Below are 23,197 nucleotides of genomic sequence, written 5' to 3'. Positions count from 1 at the left end.
CCGGGTCAGAGCGTCGGCGGATCCACCTGGACCCGCACCGGGTCGAGCTTGCGCGCCGACCGCACCCGCTGCAGCTCGCCGAGCGCCTCGGTGAGCTTGGTGCCGAGGGATCTCGGCACGCGCACGACCGCGCGCAGCCGCGGCTCCCCGGTCGAGGTGGGATCGGCCGGGACCGGACCGAGCACTTCGGCTCCCGGCGGCAGCGCCAGCAGCGTCAGCGCGTCGTCGAGGGCTCCGGGGGTGCCGGTGATGGTCGCCAGCCGCGAGGCCGGTGGGAGGTGAGCCTCCTGCCGCGCGGCCGCCTCGCGCTGGGCGAACCCGGGCTGATCCCAGCGCACCAGCGCCTGCAGCACCGGCAACGCCGGGTCGCCGACGACCAGCACCCGCCCACCGGGCCGCACCAGTCCGGCGGCGTTGCTCCAGCGGCGCAGCGCCTCCTCGTCCGTACGCAGATCCGGCCGCCCCAGCAGCAGCCAGGTGTCGAGGAGCAGCACCGCGGCATAGCCGCCGTCGGCGACCGGCTCCGCACCGATGGTCGCGACCACGATCGCCGGCGTGCCCGGCACCGTCTGCCTGACCGCACCCGCCGAGGAGGTCACCACCCGCACCCCGGCGAAGGAGCGGCCCATCTCCTCGGCCGTGCGCGCCTCCCCGATGATCGGCGCCCTCAGCCCGAACCCGCCGCAGGATCCGCACGACCACGCCGCCTCGACGTCACCGCACCAGCCGCAGGTCGGTGGCGCGGCCGGTCCGCCGAGCTGCAGCGGCCCCTGGCAGGCCGAGCACCTGGCCGGCGTACGGCATCGGTCGCAGGCCAGCGAGGCGGCATATCCGCGGCGTGGCGTCTGCAGCAGGACAGGGCCGGTGGCGAGCGCGGCCCGGATGATCTCGTGGGCCTCGCGCGGCACCCGGGAGGCGCGGGTGAGCGGGTCCTTCTCGAGGTCGAAGTCGGTGTCACCGGTGATCTCGATGCTCACCCGCTCACGGGCCAGGGCCCGGGTCGGGCGGATCTCCTGCGCCCAGCCGGTCTCGGCGAGGAACCCGGCCTCCACCGTCCGCGCGAAGCCACCCACGAGCGCGGCCGCCTGCTCCTGCTCGGCCCGCAGCAGCAGTACGTCACGGGCATGGGGATAGGGCGAGCGCTGCTCGGCGAGCAGGTCGTCGCCGTCGTCCCAGACCACCACGAGCCCCAGGTCGTGCACCGGCGCGAAGGCCGCGGCCCGGGTGCCGATCGCCACCTTCACCGCGCCCCGAGCCACCCGCAGGAACTCCCGGTAGCGCGAGGCCGGCCCGGCGTCGGCGGCCAGCACGGCATGCTGTCCCTCCCCCAGCACCTTCGTCATCGCGGTGTCGAGGCGGGCGAGGTCCTTCCAGTCGGGCACCACGACCAGCGCGCCCCGTCCGGAGGCCAGCGTCGCCGCGGTGGCGTGAGCGATCAGGTCGGCGTGGTCGGTGCCGGCCGCGGCGTGCCAGACCGCGCGCGGCCCGCCGCCGGAGGCGAGGTGTCGTAGGAACGCGGCCGCCGGCTCATGACCGGCCCAGGCCGCCGTCGCGGCAGCGGCGTCGAACGGCCGCCGGACCGGGGCGGGTGCCGAGGGCTCCTTCTCGGTGGATGCGTGCCGGGGCGGGATCGCCAGCCGCAGCACATCGGCGCGGGCTCCCGCGTAGCGCCGGGCGACCGACTCGCTCAGCGCGGCCACCTGCGGGGTCAGCACCGCCTCGGGGCTGACGACCCGCTTGAGCGGCTGCAGGTTCGCGTGCTCGGAGGCCTCCGCCCGCGCCACGACGAAGCCGTCGACATCCTTGGGGCCGAACCGCACCTTCACCCGGACCCCGGGCTGTGCCTCCTCGGCCATCGCGGCCGGGACCGCATAGTCGAAGGGCCGGTCCAGGTGGGCCATCGGCAGGTCGACCAGGACCTTGGCGACAGGGTCGACCTCGGCGATCGAGGCCTCCGCGGCCTTCCGCGCCCGCGTGGCCGCGGCCTTCGCCCGGCCTTCCTTGACCCGGTCACGAACCAGCCCGGGCAGCTCCAGCTCGGCTGCCCCGGCTGCCTCCTGCGGTCCCCGGCTCACAACCGATATTCCTACCAGCCCGCGCCCACATCCGAGCCTCGCCCGGCGCTTGCGCCGGGCGAACGCGAGGAGATCGAGCGAGCGAAGCGGGTCGAGATCGACATGGACGCCGGCTCGTCCTGACCACAAACCACGCCGAGTCGGCGCGTTTTAACGCGCCGACTCGGCAAATGGAAGGTGCGGTCCCTCAGGCGCCGGCGGCCGCCTTGAGGGCGTCGGCGCGGTCGGTGCGCTCCCAGGTGAACTCGGGGAGCTCGCGGCCGAAGTGACCGTACGCAGCGGTCTTGGCGTAGATCGGGCGGAGCAGGTCGAGGTCGCGAAGGATCGCGGCCGGGCGGAGGTCGAAGACCTCCAGGACGGCCTTCTGGATGTTGGCCTCGGGCACCGTGTGGGTGCCGAAGGTCTCCACGAAGACACCCACGGGCTGGGCCTTGCCGATGGCGTAGGCGACCTGGACCTCGGCGCGACGGGCCAGGCCCGCGGCGACGATGTTCTTGGCCACCCAGCGCATGGCGTACGCAGCCGACCGGTCGACCTTCGAGGGGTCCTTGCCCGAGAAGGCGCCGCCGCCGTGGCGGGCCATGCCGCCGTAGGTGTCGACGATGATCTTGCGGCCGGTCAGACCTGCGTCGCCCATCGGGCCACCGACGACGAAGCGGCCGGTCGGGTTGATGTGGAGCTTGTAGCCGTCGAAGGGAACCGACGACTTGAACTGCTCGAGCACCGGCTCGATGACGTACTTCTTGATGTCGGCGTGCAGCTGCTCCTGGCTGGTCTCCTCGGAGTGCTGGGTCGAGAGGACGACGGTGTCCACGCGGACGGCCTTGTTCTCGTCGTCGTACTCGATGGTGACCTGGGTCTTGCCGTCGGGACGCAGGTAGTCCAGCGTGCCGTCCTTGCGGACCGCGGTCAGCCGCTCGGCCAGCGTCTGCGCCATCTTGATCGGCAGCGGGAACAGCTCGGGCGTGTCGTCGCAGGCGTAGCCGAACATCAGGCCCTGGTCGCCGGCACCCTGCAGGTCGAGCTCGTCGACCGAGCTCTCCAGCCGGTGCTCCTCGGCGGTGTCGACGCCCTGGGCGATGTCCTGGCTCTGGGCGCCGATGGCGACCTGGACACCGCAGGAGTGACCGTCGAAGCCCTTGAGGGAGGAGTCGTAGCCGATGTCGAGGATCTTCTGGCGCACGAGCTGGGCGACCGGCGCGTAGGCGTCGGTGGTCACCTCGCCGGCCACGACGACCAGACCGGTGGTGAGCAGGGTCTCGACGGCAACCCGGCTCTTGGGGTCGTGCTCGAGCAGGTAGTCGAGCACGGTGTCGCTGATCTGGTCGGCGATCTTGTCCGGGTGCCCCTCGGTCACCGACTCCGACGTGAAGAGACGTCCGGTCACGTGTAGCTCCGTTTCACAGGTTCTTGGGTGTTCAGGTGGATAAACGTCAATCGTTCTGGTCGACAAACATAGACCCCGAACCCCAGGACCGCAGGCGTGGTCCTCATCGTGGCGCGTGGCGTGTCGTCAGTTCGTACGTTGTTCATCCCAGCGTAAGGAGATCTGGTCCCAGATCACCTCTGCCAGAGCGGATTTCGCCCCTTCGGCCACGTCGACGTGGCCGCCGTCGGCGCCCAGGATGACGGCCTTGTTGACCTCGCTGCCGAAGACCGCACCCCCGCTGACGTCGTTGACGACGAGCAGGTCGCAACCCTTCCGCTTCAGTTTGGCCGTGGCGAGCTCGAGCACCGAGCCGGTCGCGTCGCCCGTCTCGGCCGCGAATCCCACGATCACCTGACCCGGCTTGGTCCGGTGGTGGGAGATCTCGGCCAGGATGTCGGGGTTCTGCATCAGCTCCAGCGTCGGCGCCGAGCCGTCGGCGGCCTTCTTGATCTTGGCCTCGCTCACCCCGGTCGGCCGGAAGTCGGCGGGGGCGGCAGCCATGACGACCGCGTCGGCGCCGCCGGCCGCGGAGACCACCGCGTCACGCAGCTCGGCGGTCGTGCCGACACGGACGACCTTCAGACCGGCCGGATCGGGCAGGGTCACGTTGGCGGCGACCAGGGTGACCTCGGCACCGCGGGCGGCCGCGGCCCGGGCGATGGCGTAGCCCTGGAGTCCGGAGGAGCGGTTGCCGAGGTAGCGGACCGGGTCCAGATACTCCCGGGTGCCTCCGGCCGAGACGACGACGTGACGACCCACGAGGTCGGCACGCCCGCCATGGGTGAGCACGGCACGGGAGAGCTCGAAGATCTCGGCCGGCTCGGGCAGCCGGCCCTTGCCGGTGTCCTTGCCGGTGAGCCGGCCCTCGGCGGGCTCGATGACGATGTTGCCGCGCTCGCGCAGGGTCGCGACGTTGGCCTGCGTCGCCGGGTGCTCCCACATCTCGGTGTGCATCGCCGGGGCGAACACGACCGGGCAGCGGGCGGTGAGCAGTACGTTGCTGAGCAGATCGTCCGCGAGCCCGTGGGCCGCGCGGGCGAGCGTGTTGGCGGTCGCGGGCGCGACCACGACGAGGTCGGCCTGCTGCCCGATGCGTACGTGCGGGACCTCGGTGATGTTCTCGAAGACGCCGGTGGCGATCTCCTTGCCCGACAGCGCCGCCCAGGTGGGGGCACCGACGAACTCGAGGGCGGCGGCCGTGGGGACCACGGTCACGTCATGGCCGGACTCGGTGAACCGGCGTAGCAGCTCGGCCGCCTTGTAGGCGGCGATGCCGCCGGCGACCCCTAAGACCACGCGCGGCCGCTCCCCCTCGAGGGGAGCGGCCGAAGTGGTGCTGTTGGTGGACAGCGGAAGACCTGGACGATCAGACGTCGGCGGCAGGCGCCTCGGCGGCGGCAGCCTGAGCCGCAGCCTGGGCGGCCAGCTCGGCCGGGTCGATGTCCTCGCAGGTCAGCAGGTCCTCGTTGATCTCGCGCAGCGCGATCGAGAGGGGCTTCTCCTGAACGTGGGTGTCGACCAGGGGGCCGACGTACTCGAGAAGGCCTTCACCGAGCTGGGAGTAGTAGGCGTTGATCTGGCGAGCCCGCTGGGCGCTGTAGAGAACCAGCTTGTACTTGCTGTCGGTCTTCGTCAGCAGGTCGTCGATCGAGGGGTTGGTCACGCCCTGGGCGTCGATCTGAGGGGCAGCCACGTGAGCCTCACTTGTCGGCTTGGTCGGATTTCTTGCTCGGAAGCCCGAGCGTCATCAAGGTTACCAACTCATCGGCTGCCTGATGAACTTCGTGGTTCACGATCGTGACGTCGAACTCCTTCTCCGCCGCCAGCTCGACCCGCGCGGTCTCCAGGCGGCGCTCCCGCTCGGCCTCGGTCTCGGTGCCTCGACCGACCAGCCGGCGTACGAGCTCCTCCCAGCTCGGCGGGGCGAGGAAGACGAAGATCGCCTCGGGCATGGTCTCGCGCACGAGCCGGGCGCCCTGCAGGTCGATCTCGAGCATCGCCGGACGCCCCTCGGCCAGCGCCTTGTCGACGGGACCCCGAGGGGTGCCGTAGCGCGCCATGTTGTGGACGGTCGCCCACTCCAGCAGCTCGCCACCGGCGATCATCGCGTCGAACTCCTCGTCGGAGACGAACAGGTAGTGCACCCCGTGGACCTCGCCAACGCGGGGCTTGCGGGTCGTCGCCGAGACGGACAAGAAGACCTCGGGGTGGTCGTCGCGCACCGCCGCTGCGACGGTGCCCTTGCCGACCGCGGTCGGACCGGCCAGGACGACCAGTCGCTTCTCGTGGCCCTCGCCGGCGCCGGCCGGGGTCTTCTCGTCCGTCATCAGACTCATCGGCGAGCGAACTCCTCGACCAGCGCGGCCACCTGCTTGGGGCCGAGGCCCTGCACACGGCGGCTCATCGCGATGCCGAGACGCTCCATCATCTGGGTTGCCCGCACCTCACCGAGGCCGGGGTGGGAGGTCAGCAGGTCGATGACCTTCATCTTGCCGACGACCTCGTTCTTCTTCCCTTCCTCGATGACCTCGAGGACGGACATGCCGCCAGTGCGGACCTTGTTCTTGACAGCAGCCCTCTCCTGGCGCGAGGCCGCGGCTTTGACGAGCGCGGCAGCGCGCTGTTCAGGGGTGATGTCCGGAGGCAGAGCCACGAAGACTCCCTTTCACGATCAAATGTGTAGTCGACAGGGCAACCGGGTCGCGCGGTACAGGGATCGTGCCCCCCGGCTGAGCGCTGAAAGTAAGCGCTCGCGCCAATCTAGCCATTACGTTGCCGGGGCGGCAATCGGGGTCGCCTAACTGGTGTCCAATCGGTTCACAGGGTCAAAGATGTGTGACACACGTCCCGGGCCTGCTGCTGCACACGGACGGACGCCTCCTGCGTCTTCGTGCTACTCACCTTCGTGGCCGCGTCGGCGATCTTCTTCGCCTCGGCGTCGCTGAGGCCCTCGGGCGGCTCACCGTTCTCGAAGTCGTCGGCTGAGACGCCGGCCTCCTCCAGCGCCGCGCTGAGCCCCGAGATCGCCCCTGTGAGCGTCTTCCAGTCCTTGGCGATGTCGTCGGGCGCGTTGCGCTCGAGGTCCTCGAAGACCGGCAGGGCGGCGACCAGCCCGTCGGTGCCGCCCTCCCCCAGGGTGTTCGTGAGCTCCTCCTGGTGGCCCTTCAGCGACGCGCAGTAGTCGTCGATCGGGTCACCGCAGGAGCTCAGCGTGGTGGCGAGGATCGGCAGGACGAGGAGGCGGGCGGCCATCCGGAGACTGGTCATCGGGCCAGTGTGTCAGGCACGGGGGCGGGCGGTTGGTCTAGGTATGCAGCGGAACCGTCGCTTCCCAAGCGGAACTCCGCACGGGAAGCGACGGTTCGTCTGCGTACCTTGACGAGCCGGCGGCGGTCAGTCGAGCTCGTCGCGCAGCCGCAGCGCCTCGTCGCGCAGCGCGGCCGCGTCTGGGCCCTTGCGCAGCAAGCCACGGCTGGTGCTCGCGACCACGTTGGCGTTGGCGGGGCCGAAGATCCGGGCGAGGTCGCCCGGGGTGCCGCCCTGCTCGCCGAAGCCCGGCGCCAGGATGGGACCGTTGAACCCGAAGTCGTACGCCACCCCAGCACCGTCCGAGCCGTCGATCGTCGCCCCGACGACCGCCCCGAAGGAGCCCAGCGGGCTCTCGGCGTCGTTCAGCCGGCGCAGGTGGTCGAGCATGACCCGGCCGACGCTGCGGCCGTCCTCGACGGTCGCGTGCTGCACCTCGGGGCCCTCCTTGTTGGAGGTCAAGGCGAGCACGAACAGGCCGGCGTCGAACTTCGTGGCCGTCTCGACGAACGGCGTCAGCGAGCCGAAGCCCAGGTAGGGGCTCACGGTCACCGCGTCGCTGCCGAGCGGGCTGGCGGGATCGAGGTAGGCGTCGGCGTACGCCTGGCTGGTGGAGCCGATGTCGCCACGCTTGATGTCGAGGAGCACCAGCGCACCGGCGGCCTTCGACTCCGCGATGACCCGCTCCAGCACCGCGATGCCACGGGAGCCGAAACGCTCGTAGAAGGCGCTCTGCGGCTTGACGACCGGAACGTGGGGGGCCAGGCCCTCGACCGCGGTCAGGGCGAACCTCTCCAGGCCGGCGACGTCGTCGTTCAGGCCCCAGTCGAGGAGCAGCGAGGCGTGCGGGTCGATCCCGGCACAGAGCCGACCCCGCTCGGCGAGAGCGGCGGTGTAGCGGGCGCCGAAGGTCATCGAGCCACTCCGTTCGCGATCCGGCGGGCGTAGCCGGGACCTTCGTAGATGAACCCGGTGTAGCCCTGGAGCAGATCGGCACCGGCGGCGAGGCGCTCGCGGGCGTCCTCGACAGTCTCGATGCCACCCACTCCGACGAGCGTCATCTCGGGGCTGACCCGGCTGCGGAGCAGCCGAATAACGTCGAGTGCGCGCGCCTTCAGCGGGGCGCCGGAGAGTCCGCCGGCACCGGCCGCGGTGATCTCGGCGGGCGCCGAGGCGAGGTGCTCGCGGCCGATGGTGGTGTTGGTCGCGATGATCCCGTCCAGGCCGATCGCGCCGGCCAGGTCGGCGACCTCGACGACGTCGGAGTCGGCCAGGTCGGGGGCGATCTTGACCAGCAGCGGGACCCGGTGCTTGGTGACCTGGTCGGCGATGGAGCGAACATGCTCCAGCAGCGGCTGCAGCTTCTCCACCGACTGCAGGCTGCGCAGACCGGGCGTGTTGGGCGAGGAGACGTTGACCACCAGGTAGTCGGCGTAGGGAGCCAGCAGCCGCGCCGACTTGGCGTAGTCGGCCTCGACGGCCGCCTGGTCGTCCTCCGGGACGAGCTTCGTCTTGCCGATGTTGATGCCGAGGATCGGCCCGCCGGTCGCCGTGCCACGACGCTCCAGACGGCTCGCGAGCCGGGCGGCGACCGCCTCGGCTCCCTCGTTGTTGAAGCCCATCCGGTTGATCACGGCCCGGTCGGCGGGCAGCCGGAACAGGCGCGGCGCGGGGTTGCCCGGCTGTCCCTCCCCGGTGACCGTGCCGATCTCGACGTGCCCGAAGCCGAGCCCGCCCAGCGCGTCGATCCCGACCGCGTTCTTGTCGAAGCCCGCGGCCAGGCCGATCACGTTCGGGAAGGTGAGCCCCATCGCGTGCACGGGAGCGCCCGGCGTACGTGTCCTGGACAGTGCCGGCCCGGCGGCCCGGATCGCGGCGAACGCCTGCTGGTGGGCACGCTCCGGATCCGTCTTCGTCAGGACCTTGTCGAACAGTGTCCGGTAAGGCCTCATGCCGCCACCTCCGTAGAGGAGGAGCAACGATACGGATGCGGCGGCATCTTGTTCTGATTGTTCGCTCGCTTGCGCTCGCTCACCGGGCCGACACCCCGCCGTCGTGGTGACCGACGACGTCGCGCCACTCCTGCAGGCTGCGTACGTCGATCTCACCGCGTCGCAGCGCCTCGATGCCCTGCACGGCGGCGCCGAGACCCTGGACCGTGGTGATGCAGGCGATGTTGGCCATCACCGCGGCGGTGCGGATCTCGTAGCCGTCCATCCGGGCGGACTTGGCGTTGGACGTGCCGTTGGGCGTGTTGATGACCAGGTCGACCTCGCCGTCGAGGATCCGCTGCACGGTCGTCTTCTCGCCGTCGGGACCGGTGCCCTCGGAGTGCTTGCGCATCAGCCGCGAGGGCACGCCGTTGCGGCGCAGCACCTCGGCGGTGCCCTCGGTCGCGAAGATCTCGAAGCCGTGGTCGGCGAGCACCTTGATCGGGAAGATCATGGTGCGCTTGTCGCGGTTGGCCATGCTCACGAAGATCCGCCCGGACGTGGGCAGCGGGCCGAACGCGCCGGCCTGGCTCTTGGCGAAGGCGCGGCCGAAGTCGGAGTCGAGCCCCATCACCTCGCCGGTCGACTTCATCTCCGGACCGAGCACGGTGTCGACCTGCTGACCCTCCGGGGTGCGGAACCGGTTGAACGGCATGACCGCTTCCTTGACCGCGATCGGCTGGTTGGGAGGCAGCGCGCCCCCGTCCCCGGTCGCCGGCAGCACGCCGGCCGCGCGGAGCTCCGCGATCGACTCGCCGAGCATCACCCGCGCCGCGGCCTTGGCCAGCGGGGTCGCGGTCGCCTTGGACACGAACGGGACGGTGCGGGAGGCGCGCGGGTTGGCCTCGATGACGTAGAGCACGTCGGAGCCGAGGGCGTACTGGATGTTGAGCAGGCCACGGACGCCGACGCCTTCGGCGATCGCGAGGGTGGCGGTGCGGATCCGCTCGACCTCGGCGGCACCGAGGGTGATCGGCGGCAGCGCGCAGGAGGAGTCGCCCGAGTGGATCCCGGCCTCCTCGATGTGCTCCATGACGCCGCCGAGGAACAGGTCGGTGCCGTCGTAGAGGGCGTCGACGTCGATCTCGACCGCGTCGTCGACGAACTTGTCGACCATCACCGGCTTGTCGGGGGTGACCTCGGTCGCGGCCTCGATGTAGGAGCGCAGCGCCTCGTCGTCGTAGACGATCTGCATGCCGCGACCGCCGAGGACGTAGCTCGGGCGCACCAGGACCGGGTAGCCGATCTCGGCGGCGATCTCGCGGGCCTCGTTGAACGTGGTGGCCATGCCGTGCTTCGGCGCGACCAGGCCGGCCTTGTGGAGCACTCGGCCGAAGGCACCGCGCTCCTCGGCGAGGTGGATGGCCTCGGGGCTGGTGCCCACGATCGGCACCCCGTTGTCCTTGAGCGCCTGGGCCAGGCCGAGCGGGGTCTGGCCGCCGAGCTGGCAGATGACTCCGACCACGGGGCCGGCCTGCTGCTCGGCGTGGACGATCTCGAGCACGTCCTCCAGGGTGAGCGGCTCGAAGTAGAGCCGGTCGGAGGTGTCGTAGTCGGTCGAGACCGTCTCCGGGTTGCAGTTGACCATCACGGTCTCGTAGCCGGCCTCGCTCAGCGCGAGGGAGGCGTGCACGCAGGAGTAGTCGAACTCGATCCCCTGCCCGATCCGGTTGGGACCGGAACCGAGGATGATGACGGCCTCCTTCTCCCGGGGCGCGACCTCGCTCTCCTCGTCGTAGGAGGAGTAGTGGTAGGGCGTACGCGCCTCGAACTCGGCCGCACAGGTGTCGACCGTCTTGTAGACCGGGCGGATGTTGAGCGCGTGGCGTACGCCTCGGACCACGTCCGCGGTCATGCCGCGCATCTTGCCGAGCTGGTAGTCGGAGAAGCCGTGGCGCTTGGCGTAGCGGAGCACGTCGGCGGTCAGCTCGGGGGCCGCGATGATCTCCTGGGCGATCTCGTTGATCAGGAAGAGCTGGTCGACGAACCAGGGGTCGATCTTGGTGCTCTCGAAGATCTCCTCCGGGGTCGCACCGGAGCGGATCGCGTCCATGACCCGCTTGAGCCGGCCGTCGGTGGGGACCTTGATCTCCTCCAGCAGCGCCGGCTTGTCGAGCTCGACGACCTCCTGGGTCCAGTCGAAGACCGCCTCGGGCTTCTCCAGGGAGCGCAGCGCCTTCTGGAGCGCCTCGGTGAAGTTGCGGCCGATCGCCATCGCCTCGCCCACGCTCTTCATGTGGGTGGTCAGGGTCGTGTCGGCGCCCGGGAACTTCTCGAAGGCGAAGCGCGGGACCTTGACCACGACGTAGTCGAGGGTCGGCTCGAAGCTCGCCGCGGTCGAGCCGTTCGGCCCAGCGGTGATGTCGTTCTCGATCTCGTCGAGGGTGTAGCCGATGGCGACCTTCGCGGCGATCTTGGCGATCGGGTAGCCGGTCGCCTTCGAGGCCAGCGCGCTCGAGCGGGAGACGCGGGGGTTCATCTCGATGACGATGATCCGGCCGTCTGCCGGGTTGACGGCGTACTGGATGTTGCAGCCGCCGGTGTCCACGCCGACGGCGCGGATGATGCCGATCGCCAGGTCGCGCAGCTTCTGGTACTCGCGGTCGGTCAGCGTCAACGCCGGGGCGACGGTGATCGAGTCGCCGGTGTGCACGCCCATCGGGTCGAGGTTCTCGATCGAGCAGACGATGACCGAGTTGTCCTTGCGGTCGCGCATGACCTCGAGCTCGTACTCCTTCCAGCCGAGGATGGACTCCTCCAGGAGCACCTCGGTGGTGGGGCTGGCCGCGAGGCCGGCGCCGCCCAGGCGGCGCAGCTCGGTCTCGTTGTACGCGAAGCCTGAGCCCGAGCCACCCATGGTGAAGCTCGGCCGGATGACGACCGGGTAACCGAGCTCCTCGGCACCGGCGAGCAGGTCGTCCATCGAGTGGCAGATGACGGACTTGGCGCTCTCGCCGCCGAGCTCGGCGACGATCTGCTTGAACTGCTCGCGATTCTCACCGCGCTGGATCGCGTCGATGCTCGCGCCGATCAGCTCGACGTCGTACTTCTCCAGGATCCCGCGCTCGTCCAGCGCCACCGCGCAGTTGAGCGCGGTCTGGCCGCCGAGGGTGGCCAGGAGCGCGTCGGGGCGCTCCTTGGCGATGACCTTCTCCACGAACTCCGGGGTGATCGGCTCGACGTAGGTGGCGTCGGCGAACTCCGGGTCGGTCATGATCGTGGCCGGGTTGGAGTTGACCAGGACGACCCGGATCCCCTCCTCGCGCAGCACGCGACAGGCCTGGGTGCCGGAGTAGTCGAACTCGCAGGCCTGGCCGATGACGATCGGGCCGGAGCCGATCACGAGCACGGACTTGATGTCCTCGCGCTTGGGCATCGCTCAGACCTCCTTCGCCATGAGAGAGATGAACCGGTCGAAGAGGTAGGCGGCATCGTGCGGGCCGGCCGCTGCCTCCGGGTGGTACTGGACGGAGAAGCCCTTGAGCTTCCCGGTCTCGGCGTCCTTGAGCTCGAGGCCCTCGACGCAGTCGTCGTTGAGGTTGACATGGGAGACGGTCGCGATGCCGAACTCGGTCTTCGTCTCCTCCCCGATCGGGGCGTCCACGGCGAAGCCGTGGTTGTGGGCGGTCACCTCCACCTTGCGGGTAGTGAGGTCCATGACCGGCTGGTTGATCCCGCGGTGGCCGTACTTGAGCTTGTACGTCCCGAAGCCGAGCGCGCGGCCGAAGAGCTGGTTGCCGAAGCAGATGCCGAAGTAGGGGATGTTCTGGCCGAGCGCCTGCTTGAGGAGCTCGACCTGGCCGGTCGTCGCCGCCGGGTCGCCGGGGCCGTTGGAGTAGAAGAGCCCGTCAGGGTTCGTGGCCAGGACGTCCTCGAGGGTCGCGGTCGCCGGGAGCACGTGCACCTCGATGCCGCGCTCGGCCATCCGCTCCGGGGTCATCTCCTTGATGCCGAGGTCGAGGGCCGCGACGGTGAACCGCTTCTCGCCCTGCGCCGGGACGACGTACGCCTCCTGGGTGCTGACCGCGTCGGAGAGGTTCGCACCGCTCATCTCGGCGGAGGCGAGCACCTTCTCGAGCAGGACCTCGGGGTCGGTCTCGATAGTGGAGATCCCGACGCGCATGGCGCCGCGCTCGCGCAGGTGGCGGGTCAGGGCGCGGGTGTCGATGCCCGCGATGCCCACGACGGACTGATCGCGGAGCTCGTCGTCGAGGGTGCGCTGGGCGCGCCAGTTGGAGGGGACCCGGGCTGGGTCGCGGACGACGTATCCGGCAACCCAGATGCGGCGCGACTCGGGGTCCTCGTCGTTCACGCCGGTGTTGCCGACGTGCGGTGTCGTCATCACCACCACCTGCTGGTGGTAGCTCGGGTCGGTCAGCGTCTCCTGGTAGCCCGTCATACCGGTGGAGAAGACCGCCTCGCCGAAGGTCTCACCCTCGGCACCGAACGACTCCCCCCGGAACGATCGACCATCCTCGAGTACGAGGAGTGCTTCTTTGTGGGCATGCAGCGGCACGCCGTACCTCCTTCTCCGCCTCACAGGACGGTGCTTAAAGGATGTCGGTCAACTTGCTGGTGACAGTATCAAGCAGAGGCCGGTTGACGGCAGTTGGCGTCCGCCGCGTACGCCAGCACTGTGACGTACGCGGCATTCGGCCGGCTGAGACCGGGCTCAGCTGTGCGAGTGGGGCGGGACGACCCCGCCCTCGGACGGCTGGACGATGACGAAGCCCGCGCCGTGGAAGGCGACCTGGAACGCCTCGCCGCTGCCGCGGCCGATGAGCGCGCCCGCGGTGAAGGACTTCTGCAGGCTGGTCTGCAGGCCGAGCGACCAGCCGACGACCGCGTTGGTGTCGGCGAAGGTCGGGGCGTCGCCCGCGTTGAGGACCACCGGGTCGCCCTCGGTGGTGACCGCGATCCAGCCGGTGCCGCGCAGGGTCGTGTTGAAGAGGCCGCCGGTCAGCATCCCGGCGCCCTGGACCCGCTCGATGTTCCACTGCAGGCTGTTGGAGAAGGCGAGCACGTGGTCGCCGTTGATCGAGATGCCGGAGTTGTTCAGCTGGAGGATGTGGACCTCCTTGGCCGCGTCGGCCAGGAAGACATCGCCCTGACCCTCGACACCCATCAGGCTGAGGCCCTCACCGGTGACGGCCTTCTTGAGGAACTTCCCCACGCCGCCGCCCTGGTACTTGAACTGCACGTTGCCCTGGTAGGCCACCATCGAGCCCTGGCGCGCCTGGAACGGCTCCCCCACGCGTACGCGCAGGAGGCGCTTGTTCTGCAGCACCGCGCCCTGGCCCTCGATCTCGGCGAAGCGGCCGTCGATGAGGTCGCCCGAGATCCCGGCGAACGGGTCACCCGTGGGCTGCTGGGCCTGGACGGCCTGGTGACCGTAGTCGGCCGCCGCGGCCTGCTGCCCGTACTGACCCGCCGCAGCCTGGGCCGGCTGCGCCTGCGCGCTCTCGCCGTACGCAGCCTGCACCGCCTGCGCCGACCCGACCTGCGTCGGCGCCTCCTGCTCCACAGTGGCCTGAGGCGGCGTCAGGGGCGCCGTCGACTGCTGCCCGCCCGTGGACACGTGCTCGGTCCACTGGCTCCCGTCGTAGTAGCGAAGCTCGGCCTGTCCGGTCGGGTCCGGGTACCACGCTGCGTCCGTCATCTCTAACCCTTGCGTTCACGGACCCACGTCGGTCCTTCTCGCCTCCATCCTGGCATGTGCCTGATGCGCGACTCACCGGTGTTCCACACGCTCGCCCTATTCTGTGACCGTGGTGACGAGGTTCGGAGCGGCTGACGCCCACTACCCACCATCCGGCGGGGGGCATGCCGCCCTGGTGGTGAGTCACGACCCCGAGCTCGGCGCCATCATCGAACAACGTACGGCGTGGCTCGACGAGGTCGCCGACTACGCCCCGGGCAGGTTCTACGAGCGCGAGCTGCCCCTGCTGACGACGCTCGTGGGCGAAGCCGCGCCAGTCGACGTGCTCGTCGCCGCGCCTCCTGGCTCGGGCGAGGAAGAGATGATCTAATCGGCGCAACTCAGGCGATCACTCCGAAGTACCGGGCCAGCCAGGTCTGCGAGAAGGGGCCGCCAGTCGCGAGGGTAAGTAATAGCGCCACAGGCGCCTCCAGGAGCGGCGAACTTCCCGCCTGCAATCGCAGGTGGTGATTCGCACACCTCAAAGGAGAACGCCCATGTCCGACGCCTCTGTGCTGCCCGAGGGATACACCGAATGGCTCGGTGACCTCAAGAAGCAGATCCGCACCGCACGCCAGCGCGCCGCGCTCGCCGTCAACACCGAGCTCGTACAGCTCTACTGGCACATCGGCAACCAGATCGTCGACCGCCAGTCCGCTCAGGGCTGGGGCGCGAAGGTGATCGCCCAGGTTGCGCATGACCTGCGATCGGAGTTTCCCGACATGACCGGGCTCTCAGCTCGGAACCTCAGATACATGCGGGCATTCGCCGCAGCCTGGCACTCATCGGCAATTGTGCAAGCACCGCTTGCACAATTGCCCTGGTATCACCAGATCGCCCTGCTCGAGAAGCTCGACACCGCCGAAGAGCGTCTCGGATACGCTCACGCTGCAGTTGAGCACGGCTGGTCACGCAACGTCCTGGTGCTCCGGATCGAAGCCCGCACCCTGGAGCGCTCGGGCCAGGCGGTGACAAACTTCGAGCGAACGCTCCCGCCCGCGACCTCCGATCTCGCTCGAGAGATCGTCAAGGACCCCTACAACTTCGAGTTTCTCGGCGTCGGAAGCGAAGCCATGGAGCGCGAGATCGAGAAGGCTCTCGTGGACCATGTCACAGCGTTCCTCGTCGAGCTCGGTGTCGGGTTCGCGTACGTCGGACGACAGGTGCCGCTCGCGATCGGCGGTGAGGACTTCTTCATCGACCTGCTCTTCTATCACCTCAAGCTCCGCTGCTACGTCGTCATCGAGCTCAAGGCAGGGAGGTTCAAGCCCGAGCATGTCGGGCAGCTCAACTTCTACCTGGCGGCCGTCGACGGAGAGATGGCGCATCCCGACGATGCCCCGACGATCGGGATCCTGTTGTGCCAGAGCCGCAATCAGGTCGTCGCCGAATACTCGCTACGCGGCTCGACGCTGCCGCTCGGGGTCGCCGAGTATCAGCTGCAGGCCAGCCTGCCGAGCGTCGAGCGGCTGCAGCAGGAGCTGAGCGGGCCCGCGTGAGGCTCAGGCTCCGAGCGTCTTCAGCTTGTCGAGCATCCGACCCATGTGCGGGTCGAAGGAGCTCGGGTCGGCGGCACGGATCTCGGAGGGCGTCCACCAGCGCACGCCGGCGTACTCCCGCTCGTCGGGCACCAGTGGCACACGATGGTCGTGGGCGAGGACGAACCAGAGGCTGACGTCGGTGTGGGGGTCCGGGCGGTCAGATCGGGTGTTCGTGATCGTGACCAGGAGCGGCCTCGGGCCGAGGGCCGGGTGGAACCGTGCCTCCACACCGAGCTCCTCGACGCACTCGCGGCGAACAGTCTCGGCGGGGTTCTCCCCGGGCTCGACATGACCTCCCGAAGGCAGCCAGAGCCCCGACTTGCGGTGGTCGCCCAGCAGGATGTGGCCGCTCACCGGGTCGACGAGCAGGAAGTAGGAGACCAGGTGCTTGGCGGGCTCGGTCGGCGCGGTGCTGCGCCGGAACACGTCGTTGGTGACGCACAACCAGGCCGACGCGTCGGCGATGTGGCCGCTCTCCACGGCGTCCATCGGCTCCAGCGAGTCCACCATGATCGTGATGTCGGTCAGCAGTCGATCCTCCGGGCTCATGGCCGTGAACCATAGAGGCCGGGTGAGTGCGACACGGTGTGACGGTTGTCGCAGGTCATTGCGTTGCATGGTTGTGCACCGCTAGCGTTTCGATGTTTCATCCAAGTTTCCGTGCGGGGGTACGCAATGACCGAGACGTCGATCAGCATCGATGAAGAGCTGTTGGCCGAGGCGAGGAAGGTCGCCGGAACGACGACCAACCAGGCTGCGATCGACCACGCGCTGCGCGACCTCGTCGAACGTGACGCTGCCTCGGCGGAGTTCGACCGCATCGTCTCCCGCGAGCTCGGCGACACGAAGGTCACGCTGGAGTTCTGAGCTCGCCGAGAGCATCCAGCGGGACCGGCCAGAACTCCTGGTCGGTCGCGAGGTGGATGACGTCGATCGGCACGCCGGCCACGGCGCACGCTCCGTAGAGCTCGGCGGCGTTCTTCCGGTCCGATCGGTTCGGTGGGCCACCGCCCGGCCGGCACAGCAGGAACGCGACCCGGTCGAAGCCCATGTCGTCGATCAGGTCATGCACCATGGTGGCGACGTTGGTAGCGCCGTCATCGCCGATCTCCACCGGCATCTGCTCGATCTGGCACAGCTGCGGGAACGGGATCCCGTCGGCTCCGACGAACATGAGCCACAGCCGTGGCTCGGGTCAGCCGAGCGGGTTGATCAGGTGTCGCCAGGCGGCCTCGACGTCGGCCTGGGTGCGGAGGACTGGAGCGTACGGAATCTTGTCGGTCATGGGTCAACGGCACCATGGCCCGTCGAGGAGGACAACGACGATCTCGGCGCCTGTGGACAACGCTGCTCATCCACAGGGTTTCGCCCGCAACTGGCCCGCCGGTGAAACCTCAGGGCACGAGGCGGTGCTCCGGACCCGACCAGCGCCGTCGTAGCCAGCGATCATGGGAGGCGACGACGATGGTGCCCGCAGTGGCTCCGATCGCCTCCTCCAGCTCGCCTGCCAGGGTGAGCGAGATGTGGTTGGTGGGCTCATCGAGAAGCAGCAGGTCAGGACCGGTGGCGATGGCGATCGCCAGATCCAGCCGACGACGCTGGCCGACGCTCAGCGCACCGACGGGCCGGTTCAGGTCGCGCGGATGGACCAGACCCAGGTCCCGTAGCGGCGCCTGGGCCGCCAGCGCCTCCCCCACCGACTCCAGGTAGACGTCCGCGACCTTGCGGCGCAGGTCCCCGAACTGGGGGTCCTGGGTGAGCTCCTCGACATGCCGAGCACTGACCTGCACCTCCCCCGTGGTCGGTTTCACCCGGCCCGAGATCACCCCGAGCAGCGTGGACTTGCCGCTGCCGTTGGGTCCGGTGATCAGCAGGTGCTCCCCCGCCATGACGTCCAGAACGGGCAGGCTGACCCGCTCCTCGACCACCAGGTCGCGTACGACGACCATTCGCCCGCTCGCGCCGGCGGTCGAGAGCGCGGCGTTGAGCCGCAGCGGCGGCGGTGGCTTGCGTACCTGCGTCTCCTCGGCCTCCTCCAGCCGCCGGTTGGCGTCCTTCTTGCGGCGCGCGACGGTGCGCTCGACGTTGCTGCCCTTGAACTTGTAGATGAACTTGTCGTTGTCGGTCGGGCCGCGGTTGTGGGCGATCGCGTCGTTGCCGATCCTGGTCGCGGTGCGCAGACGCTTGAGCTCGTCCTGCTGCTCGGCGTAGGTCTGCTCCCACCGCTCGCGAGCGGCCCGCCGCGCCTCCTCGTAGTCGCTCCAGCCACCACCGAAGAGCCGGCCGCCGGCACCGTCGGTGCCGAAGGCGGTCGGGTCCAGGTCGAAGAGCCCGGTGGCGACCTCGTCGAGGAAGACCCGGTCATGGGAGGCCATCAGGACGACACCGGGGAGGTCGCGCAGGAACTCCCCCAGCACCGCGACCGCCTCGTCGTCGAGGTGGTTGGTCGGCTCGTCGAGCAGCAGCGCGTCGGGACGCCGGGTGATCGCGGTCGCCAGCGCCAGCCTGGTCCGCTGCCCGCCGGAGAGCGTGCTGATCGGACGCTCCCGGTCCAGGCCGCTGAGGCCGAGCCGCTCGGCGGCCAGGATGGCCCGCCTGTCGGCGTCCCACGCGTCGTGGGCCACCGCGAAGTCGAGGGCGCTCGCGTACGTCTCGGCGACCTCGGGGTCGTCGAGACGGTCGGCGAGCGTCTCGACCGTCGTGACGGCCTCACGCAGCGGGCGCAGGGTGGTGGCGAGCACGTCCTCGATGCTCGCGGCATCGCGGAACGGCGGCTCCTGCGGCAGCCAGACGAGGTCGTCCGGCGCCTCGACCACGCCCGTGCGTTGGGCGGTAGGCGGAAGCCGGCGTGCGATAGCGCGGAGCAACGTGGACTTGCCGGCACCGTTCTCCCCCACGAGCGCGATCCGCTCGCCCGGGGAGACGGTGAGGTCGATCCCGGCGAGGACGGAGCCGCTGCGGAAGGAGACGGAGAGGTCGCGGACGAGGATCGGTCCGGAAACGATGGAAGATGACATGCGAGCGCTGGCCTTCGGGTTCGAGGACGACCCGCCGGGCAGATGCCTCGGGCGCGGGTCGGAGGTCAGCGCGAGATCTTCATGATGAGAACAGCGTACGCGGCCGGCGGCTGCGCCGTCCAACCGATTAACCGAACACGACTACGCCCGCAGGATCTTCTCCATGGCCTTGCCCTTGGCCAGCTCGTCGACGAGCTTGTCGAGGTAGCGCACCTGGCGCATGACCGGGTCCTCGATCTCCTGGACGCGCACGCCGCAGACCACACCGGTGATCAGCTCCGAGCTGGGGTTGAGGTCGGCCGCGGCGAAGAACTCCTCGAAGCTCGTCCCCGCCTCGATGTGCTTGGCGATCGCGTCGTCGTCGAAACCCGTCAGCCAGGTGATCACCTGGTGCAGCTCGGCCGTGGTGCGGCCCTTCTTCTCCACCTTGGTCACATAGTGCGGGTAGACGGAGCCGAAGGGCATCTTGTAGACGCGCTCGAGGTTATCCACGCTCCCGAGCCTAACCTGGCCGTTCCGCGACGAGCTGGTACATCCCGGCGACCCGGACGAACGGCTCCTGGTCGCACAGGGCTCGTTCGAGCTCCAGGAGACGGTCGAAGTAGGCAGGGTCGCCCTTGGCGACGTCATCGGTGAGCAGGTCGTTGGCGATCCTGGTGCCGAAGCGGCCGGTGAGCCGCAGGCCCGCGGCGGCGAGCTCGGCCTCCAGGTCGGCCATCGGGATCTTGCGTACGTCATGGCCGAAGGTCACGGCCCGCTTGGTGTCCGCGCGCAGCTCGGTGAGCGCGGCCTCGGGGCCGCCCGTGACCAGCTGGCGCAGCACCATGCTCGCCGGGTTGGGGACCATCACCGACAACCGTCCGCCCGGGCGGAGGGCCGCGGCCAGGCGGCGTACGTCTCCGGCCTCGGCCGGCCGGTACTGGAGCACGAAGTGGTACAGCACGAGGTCCCACTCACCCGCGGGCAGGTTCTCGACACCGCCGACGAGCGCCGTCAACGATGCGCCTGCCTCCGCCGCCCGCCCTTTCGCCTCGGCCAGCCAGGACTCGGAGGGGTCGAGGATGGTGACGTCGTGGCCGGCCAGGGCCAGCGGCAGCGCGTCCATCCCGTCCCCGCCGCCGACGTCGAGGATCCTCAGACCCTCTCCCAGCTCCGCGCACTGGCGCCGCAGGATCTCCTCGACCACCGTGTAGCGGATCCGGCCCCACGGCGTCGTGGTGTAGGTGCGCCACTGCGCGAGCTTGTCGGGGAAGACGTCGGTCACGGCGATGGAGCCTAACCGGCGTAGGTCTGCTTCCCGCGCAGGTAGGTGGAGACGACGCGACCGGTGAGCTTGCGGTCGTGCCAGGGGTTGTTGCGGGAGAGCGAGAGCGAGCGGTCGCGATCCACGACGTAGGTCGCGGCCGGGTCGACCAGGGCCAGGTTGGCCGGCTCACCGACCGCGATCGGGCGGCCGTGACCCTCGAGACCGGCGATCCGGGCCGGGGTGGTGGACATGACCCGGGCGACACCAGCCCAGTCGAGCAGCCCGGAGGAGACCATGACGGTCGAGACGACCGAGAGCGCCTCCTCGAGCCCGAGCATCCCGAAGGCCGCGTCGACGAAGGCGTGCTCCTTGTCCTGGCGCGCGTGCGGGGCGTGGTCGGTGGCGACCGCGTCGATGGTGCCGTCGGCCAGCGCCGCACGCAGCGCCTCGACGTCCTCGGCGGGGCGCAGCGGCGGGTTGACCTTGAAGGTCGGGTCGTAGCCGGAGAGCAGGTCGGTGGTCAGCAGCAGGTGGTGGGGAGTGACCTCCGCGGTGACCGCCCAGCTGCCGTCCTTCTCCGCCTGCGCCTTCGCCCAGCGCAGCACCTCGACGGTGCCGGCGGTGGAGGCGTGGGCGACGTGGACGCGCGAGCCGGTGTGCCGGGCGAGCATCACGTCGCGGGCGACGATGACCTCCTCGGCGACTCCTGGCCAGCCGGGCAGACCGAGCCGCCCCGACAGCTCACCCTCGTGGCAGCAGGCCGACCCGTAGGGCGCGAGCGAGGGGTCCTGGGAGTGCTGGGAGATCACGCCGCCGAAGGCCTTGACGTACTCCAGCGCCCGCCGCATCACGCGCGGGTCGGAGACGCAGCGGCCGTCGTCGGAGAAGACCGTGACACCTGCGCGCGATCGGTTCATCAACGCGAGCTCGGCCAGCTCCTCGCCGCCCAGGCCCTTGGTCACCGCACCGACCGGGAACACGTCGGCCAGCCCTGCCTCGCGGCCGAACTCCCACACCGAGACCGCGGCCTCGGCGGTGTCGGTGACCGGGGAGGTGTTGGCCATCGCCAGGACGGCGGTGTAGCCGCCGGCAGCAGCGGCCGCCGCACCGGAGGCGACCGTCTCGGCGTCCTCGCGGCCCGGCTGGCGCAGGTGGGTGTGCAGGTCGACCAGCCCCGGCAGCAGCACGAGGCCGGAGGCGTCGACCACCTCGTCCGCGGATGCGGAGGAGGACGCGACGATCTCCCGAATCACTCCCCCGTCGACGTACACATCGGTCGGCTCGGCCCCGAGGACGGAGACTCCCTTGATCAACAGGCTCATGCGGACTCCTCGCCGGCAAGCAGGTGGTAGAGGACGGACATCCGGATCGCGACCCCGGCCGAGACCTGGTCGAGGATCCGGGAGGAGGCGGCGTCGGCGGCCTCGGGAGAGATCTCCAGGCCACGGTTCATCGGCCCGGGGTGCAGGATCGGCGCGCCCTCACGCAGCATGCCGAGCCGCTGACGGGTGAGCCCGTAGCCGACGGTGTACTCCCTCGAGGTCGGGAAGTAGCCGCCGCTCATCCGCTCCCGCTGGACGCGCAGCATCATCACCGCGTCGGCCTCCGGCAGCACCTCGTCGAGCGAGTAGGAGGTGGCGAAGCCGTCGGCCTTGGCCCACTCGGCGATGCCCGAGGGCATCAGCGTGGGCGGAGCGACGGCGACCACGGAGGCGCCGAGCTTGCTCAGCGACTTCACGTTGGACCGGAACACCCGGGAGTGGGTCAGGTCGCCGACGATCGCGATCCGCTTGCCCTCCAGGGATCCGGGCCCGCCGAGCTGACGCTGGAGCGTGTAGCCGTCGAGCAGGGCCTGGGTCGGGTGCTCGTGCATCCCGTCGCCGGCGTTGATCACGGGGATGTCGAGCCAGCCCGCGACCTGATGGGCCGCGCCGGAGGCCGAGTGACGCATCACCAGGCCGTCGACGCCCATCGCGGTCACGGTCAGCACGGTGTCGCGCAGCGACTCGCCCTTCGAGGTCGAGGAGCCCTTCGCCGACAGGTTGATCACGTCGGCCGAGAGCCACTTGCCCGCGATCTCGAAGGAGGACCGGGTGCGGGTGGAGTCCTCGAAGAAGAGGTTGATCACCGTGCGCCCGCGCAGCGCCGGGAGCTTCTTGACCTCGCGCTTCTGGACGTCGTGCATCTCGGCGGCGGTCGCGAAGAGCCGCTGGATCTCCTCGGCGCTGACGTCGTCGATGGACAGCAGATGCCTCGTCATGCCGGAACCCCCTCGAGCTCCACGATGCGTACCTCGTCGATGCCGTCGGTCTCCTCCAGGCGCAGACCGACCCGTTCGGAGCGGGCCGTCGGGAGGTTCTTGCCGACGTGGTCGGCGCGGATCGGCAGCTGCCGGTGGCCACGGTCGACGAGCACGGCCAGCCGTACGACGGCGGGGCGGCCGTAGTCGGCCAGGGCGTCGAGCGCGGCGCGGACGGTGCGGCCCGAGAAGAGCACGTCGTCGACCAGCACGACGGTCTTGCCGTCGATGCCACCCGGCGGGATCTCGGTGTGGTGCGGCGCGCGGGTCGGATGGGTGCGCAGGTCGTCGCGGTACATCGTCACGTCGAGCGCGCCGTGGGCCACCGGGTGACCCTCGGCCGCCTCGATCCGCGCGGCGATCCGCTTGGCCAGCGGCACCCCGCGGGTGTGCAGACCCAGCAGCACCAGGTCCTCCGCGTCGCGGTTGCGCTCCAGGATCTCGTGGGAGATCCGGGTCAGCGCCCGGGAGATGTCACGGGCATCGAGCACGACACGACCATCGGTCGAGGGCTCACGGTCAACATCAGACAAGGGTGGTGGTCTCCTTCTCCGCCTCACGGGACGGCTCGTTAAAGGATCAGCCCAACCCTATC

Annotated in this window: 23 protein-coding genes; 3 read left to right on the top strand and 20 right to left on the bottom strand. The window is 69.9% G+C overall.

The features are described from left to right. Positions 1-5: 5 nt before the first annotated feature. The 12 genes from ACZ6WN_RS13675 to ACZ6WN_RS13620 all read right to left on the bottom strand — a co-directional run bounded on the left by ACZ6WN_RS13675 (position 6) and on the right by ACZ6WN_RS13620 (position 14,460). On the bottom strand, positions 6-2,075 hold the full coding sequence (locus ACZ6WN_RS13675; RefSeq protein ID WP_465865189.1) for a primosomal protein N': 2,070 nt from the start codon (positions 2,073-2,075) through the stop codon (positions 6-8). A gap of 187 nt (positions 2,076-2,262) precedes the next feature. Further along, positions 2,263-3,462, bottom strand: coding sequence for a methionine adenosyltransferase (metK, locus tag ACZ6WN_RS13670; RefSeq protein WP_465865187.1), 1,200 nt, complete (start codon positions 3,460-3,462; stop codon positions 2,263-2,265). 126 nt (positions 3,463-3,588) lie between these two features. After that, positions 3,589-4,800 (bottom strand): bifunctional phosphopantothenoylcysteine decarboxylase/phosphopantothenate--cysteine ligase CoaBC, encoded by a 1,212-nt coding sequence (gene coaBC, locus ACZ6WN_RS13665; protein WP_465865185.1) that lies wholly within the window; start codon positions 4,798-4,800, stop codon positions 3,589-3,591. Between the two features lie 70 nt (positions 4,801-4,870). Beyond that, positions 4,871-5,197: a DNA-directed RNA polymerase subunit omega gene (gene rpoZ, locus ACZ6WN_RS13660; protein WP_465865184.1), complete on the bottom strand. Its 327-nt coding sequence runs from the start codon at positions 5,195-5,197 to the stop codon at positions 4,871-4,873. A 7-nt stretch (positions 5,198-5,204) separates the two neighbouring features. Then, the gene (gmk, locus tag ACZ6WN_RS13655) at positions 5,205-5,840 is read right to left on the bottom strand and encodes a guanylate kinase (RefSeq protein WP_465865182.1); all 636 of its coding nucleotides are present in this window, start codon (positions 5,838-5,840) and stop codon (positions 5,205-5,207) included. Continuing rightward, entirely contained in the window at positions 5,837-6,157 is a 321-nt protein-coding gene (gene mihF, locus ACZ6WN_RS13650; RefSeq protein WP_168381123.1) for an integration host factor, actinobacterial type, read from the bottom strand. Before mihF ends, gmk begins: the two co-directional genes overlap by 4 nt. A 164-nt stretch (positions 6,158-6,321) precedes the next feature. Then, positions 6,322-6,771 (bottom strand): hypothetical protein, encoded by a 450-nt coding sequence (locus ACZ6WN_RS13645; RefSeq protein ID WP_465865180.1) that lies wholly within the window; start codon positions 6,769-6,771, stop codon positions 6,322-6,324. A gap of 126 nt (positions 6,772-6,897) precedes the next feature. After that, a complete protein-coding gene (gene pyrF, locus ACZ6WN_RS13640) occupies positions 6,898-7,725 on the bottom strand; it encodes an orotidine-5'-phosphate decarboxylase (RefSeq protein WP_465865179.1) in 828 nt (275 codons plus the stop codon). Continuing rightward, a complete protein-coding gene (locus ACZ6WN_RS13635; protein ID WP_465865178.1) occupies positions 7,722-8,762 on the bottom strand; it encodes a quinone-dependent dihydroorotate dehydrogenase in 1,041 nt (346 codons plus the stop codon). Before ACZ6WN_RS13635 ends, pyrF begins: the two co-directional genes overlap by 4 nt. Before the next feature lie 79 nt (positions 8,763-8,841). Beyond that, complete coding sequence (gene carB / locus ACZ6WN_RS13630) at positions 8,842-12,177, bottom strand: carbamoyl-phosphate synthase large subunit (RefSeq protein WP_465865177.1); 3,336 nt, start codon at positions 12,175-12,177, stop codon at positions 8,842-8,844. 3 nt (positions 12,178-12,180) lie between these two features. Then, positions 12,181-13,317, bottom strand: a complete 1,137-nt coding sequence (gene carA / locus ACZ6WN_RS13625; protein ID WP_465865176.1) for a glutamine-hydrolyzing carbamoyl-phosphate synthase small subunit — start codon at positions 13,315-13,317, stop codon at positions 12,181-12,183. 156 nt (positions 13,318-13,473) lie between these two features. Continuing rightward, entirely contained in the window at positions 13,474-14,460 is a 987-nt protein-coding gene (locus ACZ6WN_RS13620) for an AIM24 family protein (RefSeq protein ID WP_465865175.1), read from the bottom strand. Positions 14,461-14,569: 109 nt separating this feature from the next. Between ACZ6WN_RS13620 and ACZ6WN_RS13615 the strand changes: the two genes are divergently transcribed. Both ACZ6WN_RS13615 and ACZ6WN_RS13610 read left to right on the top strand, forming a co-directional pair. After that, positions 14,570-14,830 carry a hypothetical protein gene (locus ACZ6WN_RS13615; RefSeq protein WP_465865174.1) on the top strand — a complete coding sequence of 87 codons (261 nt, stop codon included), beginning with the start codon at positions 14,570-14,572 and terminating at the stop codon, positions 14,828-14,830. A gap of 133 nt (positions 14,831-14,963) precedes the next feature. Continuing rightward, positions 14,964-15,998 (top strand): PDDEXK nuclease domain-containing protein, encoded by a 1,035-nt coding sequence (locus ACZ6WN_RS13610; RefSeq protein ID WP_465865173.1) that lies wholly within the window; start codon positions 14,964-14,966, stop codon positions 15,996-15,998. A gap of 3 nt (positions 15,999-16,001) precedes the next feature. Here the strand turns inward: ACZ6WN_RS13610 and ACZ6WN_RS13605 are convergent, their stop codons facing one another. Then, a complete protein-coding gene (locus tag ACZ6WN_RS13605; protein WP_465865172.1) occupies positions 16,002-16,589 on the bottom strand; it encodes an NUDIX hydrolase in 588 nt (195 codons plus the stop codon). A gap of 126 nt (positions 16,590-16,715) precedes the next feature. Here ACZ6WN_RS13605 and ACZ6WN_RS13600 point away from each other — a divergent pair, with 126 nt between their 5' ends. Next, positions 16,716-16,907 carry a type II toxin-antitoxin system VapB family antitoxin gene (locus ACZ6WN_RS13600; RefSeq protein ID WP_465865171.1) on the top strand — a complete coding sequence of 64 codons (192 nt, stop codon included), beginning with the start codon at positions 16,716-16,718 and terminating at the stop codon, positions 16,905-16,907. Here ACZ6WN_RS13600 and ACZ6WN_RS13595 read toward each other — a convergent pair. The 7 genes from ACZ6WN_RS13595 to pyrR form a co-directional block, all read right to left on the bottom strand. Next, positions 16,891-17,214 (bottom strand): hypothetical protein, encoded by a 324-nt coding sequence (locus ACZ6WN_RS13595; RefSeq protein WP_465865170.1) that lies wholly within the window; start codon positions 17,212-17,214, stop codon positions 16,891-16,893. The two genes, ACZ6WN_RS13600 and ACZ6WN_RS13595, sit on opposite strands and share 17 nt — an antisense overlap. A gap of 220 nt (positions 17,215-17,434) precedes the next feature. Beyond that, complete coding sequence (locus ACZ6WN_RS13590; protein ID WP_465865169.1) at positions 17,435-19,057, bottom strand: ABC-F family ATP-binding cassette domain-containing protein; 1,623 nt, start codon at positions 19,055-19,057, stop codon at positions 17,435-17,437. A 141-nt stretch (positions 19,058-19,198) separates the two neighbouring features. Next, complete coding sequence (locus tag ACZ6WN_RS13585; protein WP_465865168.1) at positions 19,199-19,549, bottom strand: DUF2200 domain-containing protein; 351 nt, start codon at positions 19,547-19,549, stop codon at positions 19,199-19,201. A 10-nt stretch (positions 19,550-19,559) separates the two neighbouring features. Then, positions 19,560-20,321, bottom strand: coding sequence for a methyltransferase domain-containing protein (locus ACZ6WN_RS13580; protein ID WP_465865167.1), 762 nt, complete (start codon positions 20,319-20,321; stop codon positions 19,560-19,562). A gap of 11 nt (positions 20,322-20,332) precedes the next feature. After that, a complete protein-coding gene (locus ACZ6WN_RS13575; protein ID WP_465865166.1) occupies positions 20,333-21,625 on the bottom strand; it encodes a dihydroorotase in 1,293 nt (430 codons plus the stop codon). After that, positions 21,622-22,563 carry an aspartate carbamoyltransferase catalytic subunit gene (locus tag ACZ6WN_RS13570; protein ID WP_465865165.1) on the bottom strand — a complete coding sequence of 314 codons (942 nt, stop codon included), beginning with the start codon at positions 22,561-22,563 and terminating at the stop codon, positions 21,622-21,624. Before ACZ6WN_RS13570 ends, ACZ6WN_RS13575 begins: the two co-directional genes overlap by 4 nt. Continuing rightward, positions 22,560-23,135 carry a bifunctional pyr operon transcriptional regulator/uracil phosphoribosyltransferase PyrR gene (pyrR, locus tag ACZ6WN_RS13565; protein ID WP_357339185.1) on the bottom strand — a complete coding sequence of 192 codons (576 nt, stop codon included), beginning with the start codon at positions 23,133-23,135 and terminating at the stop codon, positions 22,560-22,562. The genes ACZ6WN_RS13570 and pyrR overlap by 4 nt, the downstream gene beginning before the upstream one ends. Positions 23,136-23,197: the final 62 nt, after the last annotated feature.

Source organism: Nocardioides sp. NPDC054178 (genome assembly GCF_055585005.1).
Note: the sequence above shows the minus strand (reverse complement) of the source record. Positions and strands in the feature narration are given on the sequence as shown.

What these genes read in the sequence shown, in the direction of transcription:
- gmk (WP_465865182.1), bottom strand. Translation starts at nt 5,840, where the DNA reads ATGAGTCTGATGACGGACGAGAAGACCCCGGCCGGCGCCGGCGAGGGC.
- ACZ6WN_RS13645 (WP_465865180.1), bottom strand. Translation starts at nt 6,771, where the DNA reads ATGACCAGTCTCCGGATGGCCGCCCGCCTCCTCGTCCTGCCGATCCTC.
- pyrF (WP_465865179.1), bottom strand. Translation starts at nt 7,725, where the DNA reads ATGACCTTCGGCGCCCGCTACACCGCCGCTCTCGCCGAGCGGGGTCGG.
- ACZ6WN_RS13635 (WP_465865178.1), bottom strand. Translation starts at nt 8,762, where the DNA reads ATGAGGCCTTACCGGACACTGTTCGACAAGGTCCTGACGAAGACGGAT.
- carB (WP_465865177.1), bottom strand. Translation starts at nt 12,177, where the DNA reads ATGCCCAAGCGCGAGGACATCAAGTCCGTGCTCGTGATCGGCTCCGGC.
- ACZ6WN_RS13620 (WP_465865175.1), bottom strand. Translation starts at nt 14,460, where the DNA reads ATGACGGACGCAGCGTGGTACCCGGACCCGACCGGACAGGCCGAGCTT.
- ACZ6WN_RS13605 (WP_465865172.1), bottom strand. Translation starts at nt 16,589, where the DNA reads ATGAGCCCGGAGGATCGACTGCTGACCGACATCACGATCATGGTGGAC.
- ACZ6WN_RS13600 (WP_465865171.1), top strand. Translation starts at nt 16,716, where the DNA reads ATGACCGAGACGTCGATCAGCATCGATGAAGAGCTGTTGGCCGAGGCG.
- ACZ6WN_RS13595 (WP_465865170.1), bottom strand. Translation starts at nt 17,214, where the DNA reads ATGTTCGTCGGAGCCGACGGGATCCCGTTCCCGCAGCTGTGCCAGATC.
- ACZ6WN_RS13590 (WP_465865169.1), bottom strand. Translation starts at nt 19,057, where the DNA reads ATGTCATCTTCCATCGTTTCCGGACCGATCCTCGTCCGCGACCTCTCC.
- ACZ6WN_RS13575 (WP_465865166.1), bottom strand. Translation starts at nt 21,625, where the DNA reads ATGAGCCTGTTGATCAAGGGAGTCTCCGTCCTCGGGGCCGAGCCGACC.
- ACZ6WN_RS13570 (WP_465865165.1), bottom strand. Translation starts at nt 22,563, where the DNA reads ATGACGAGGCATCTGCTGTCCATCGACGACGTCAGCGCCGAGGAGATC.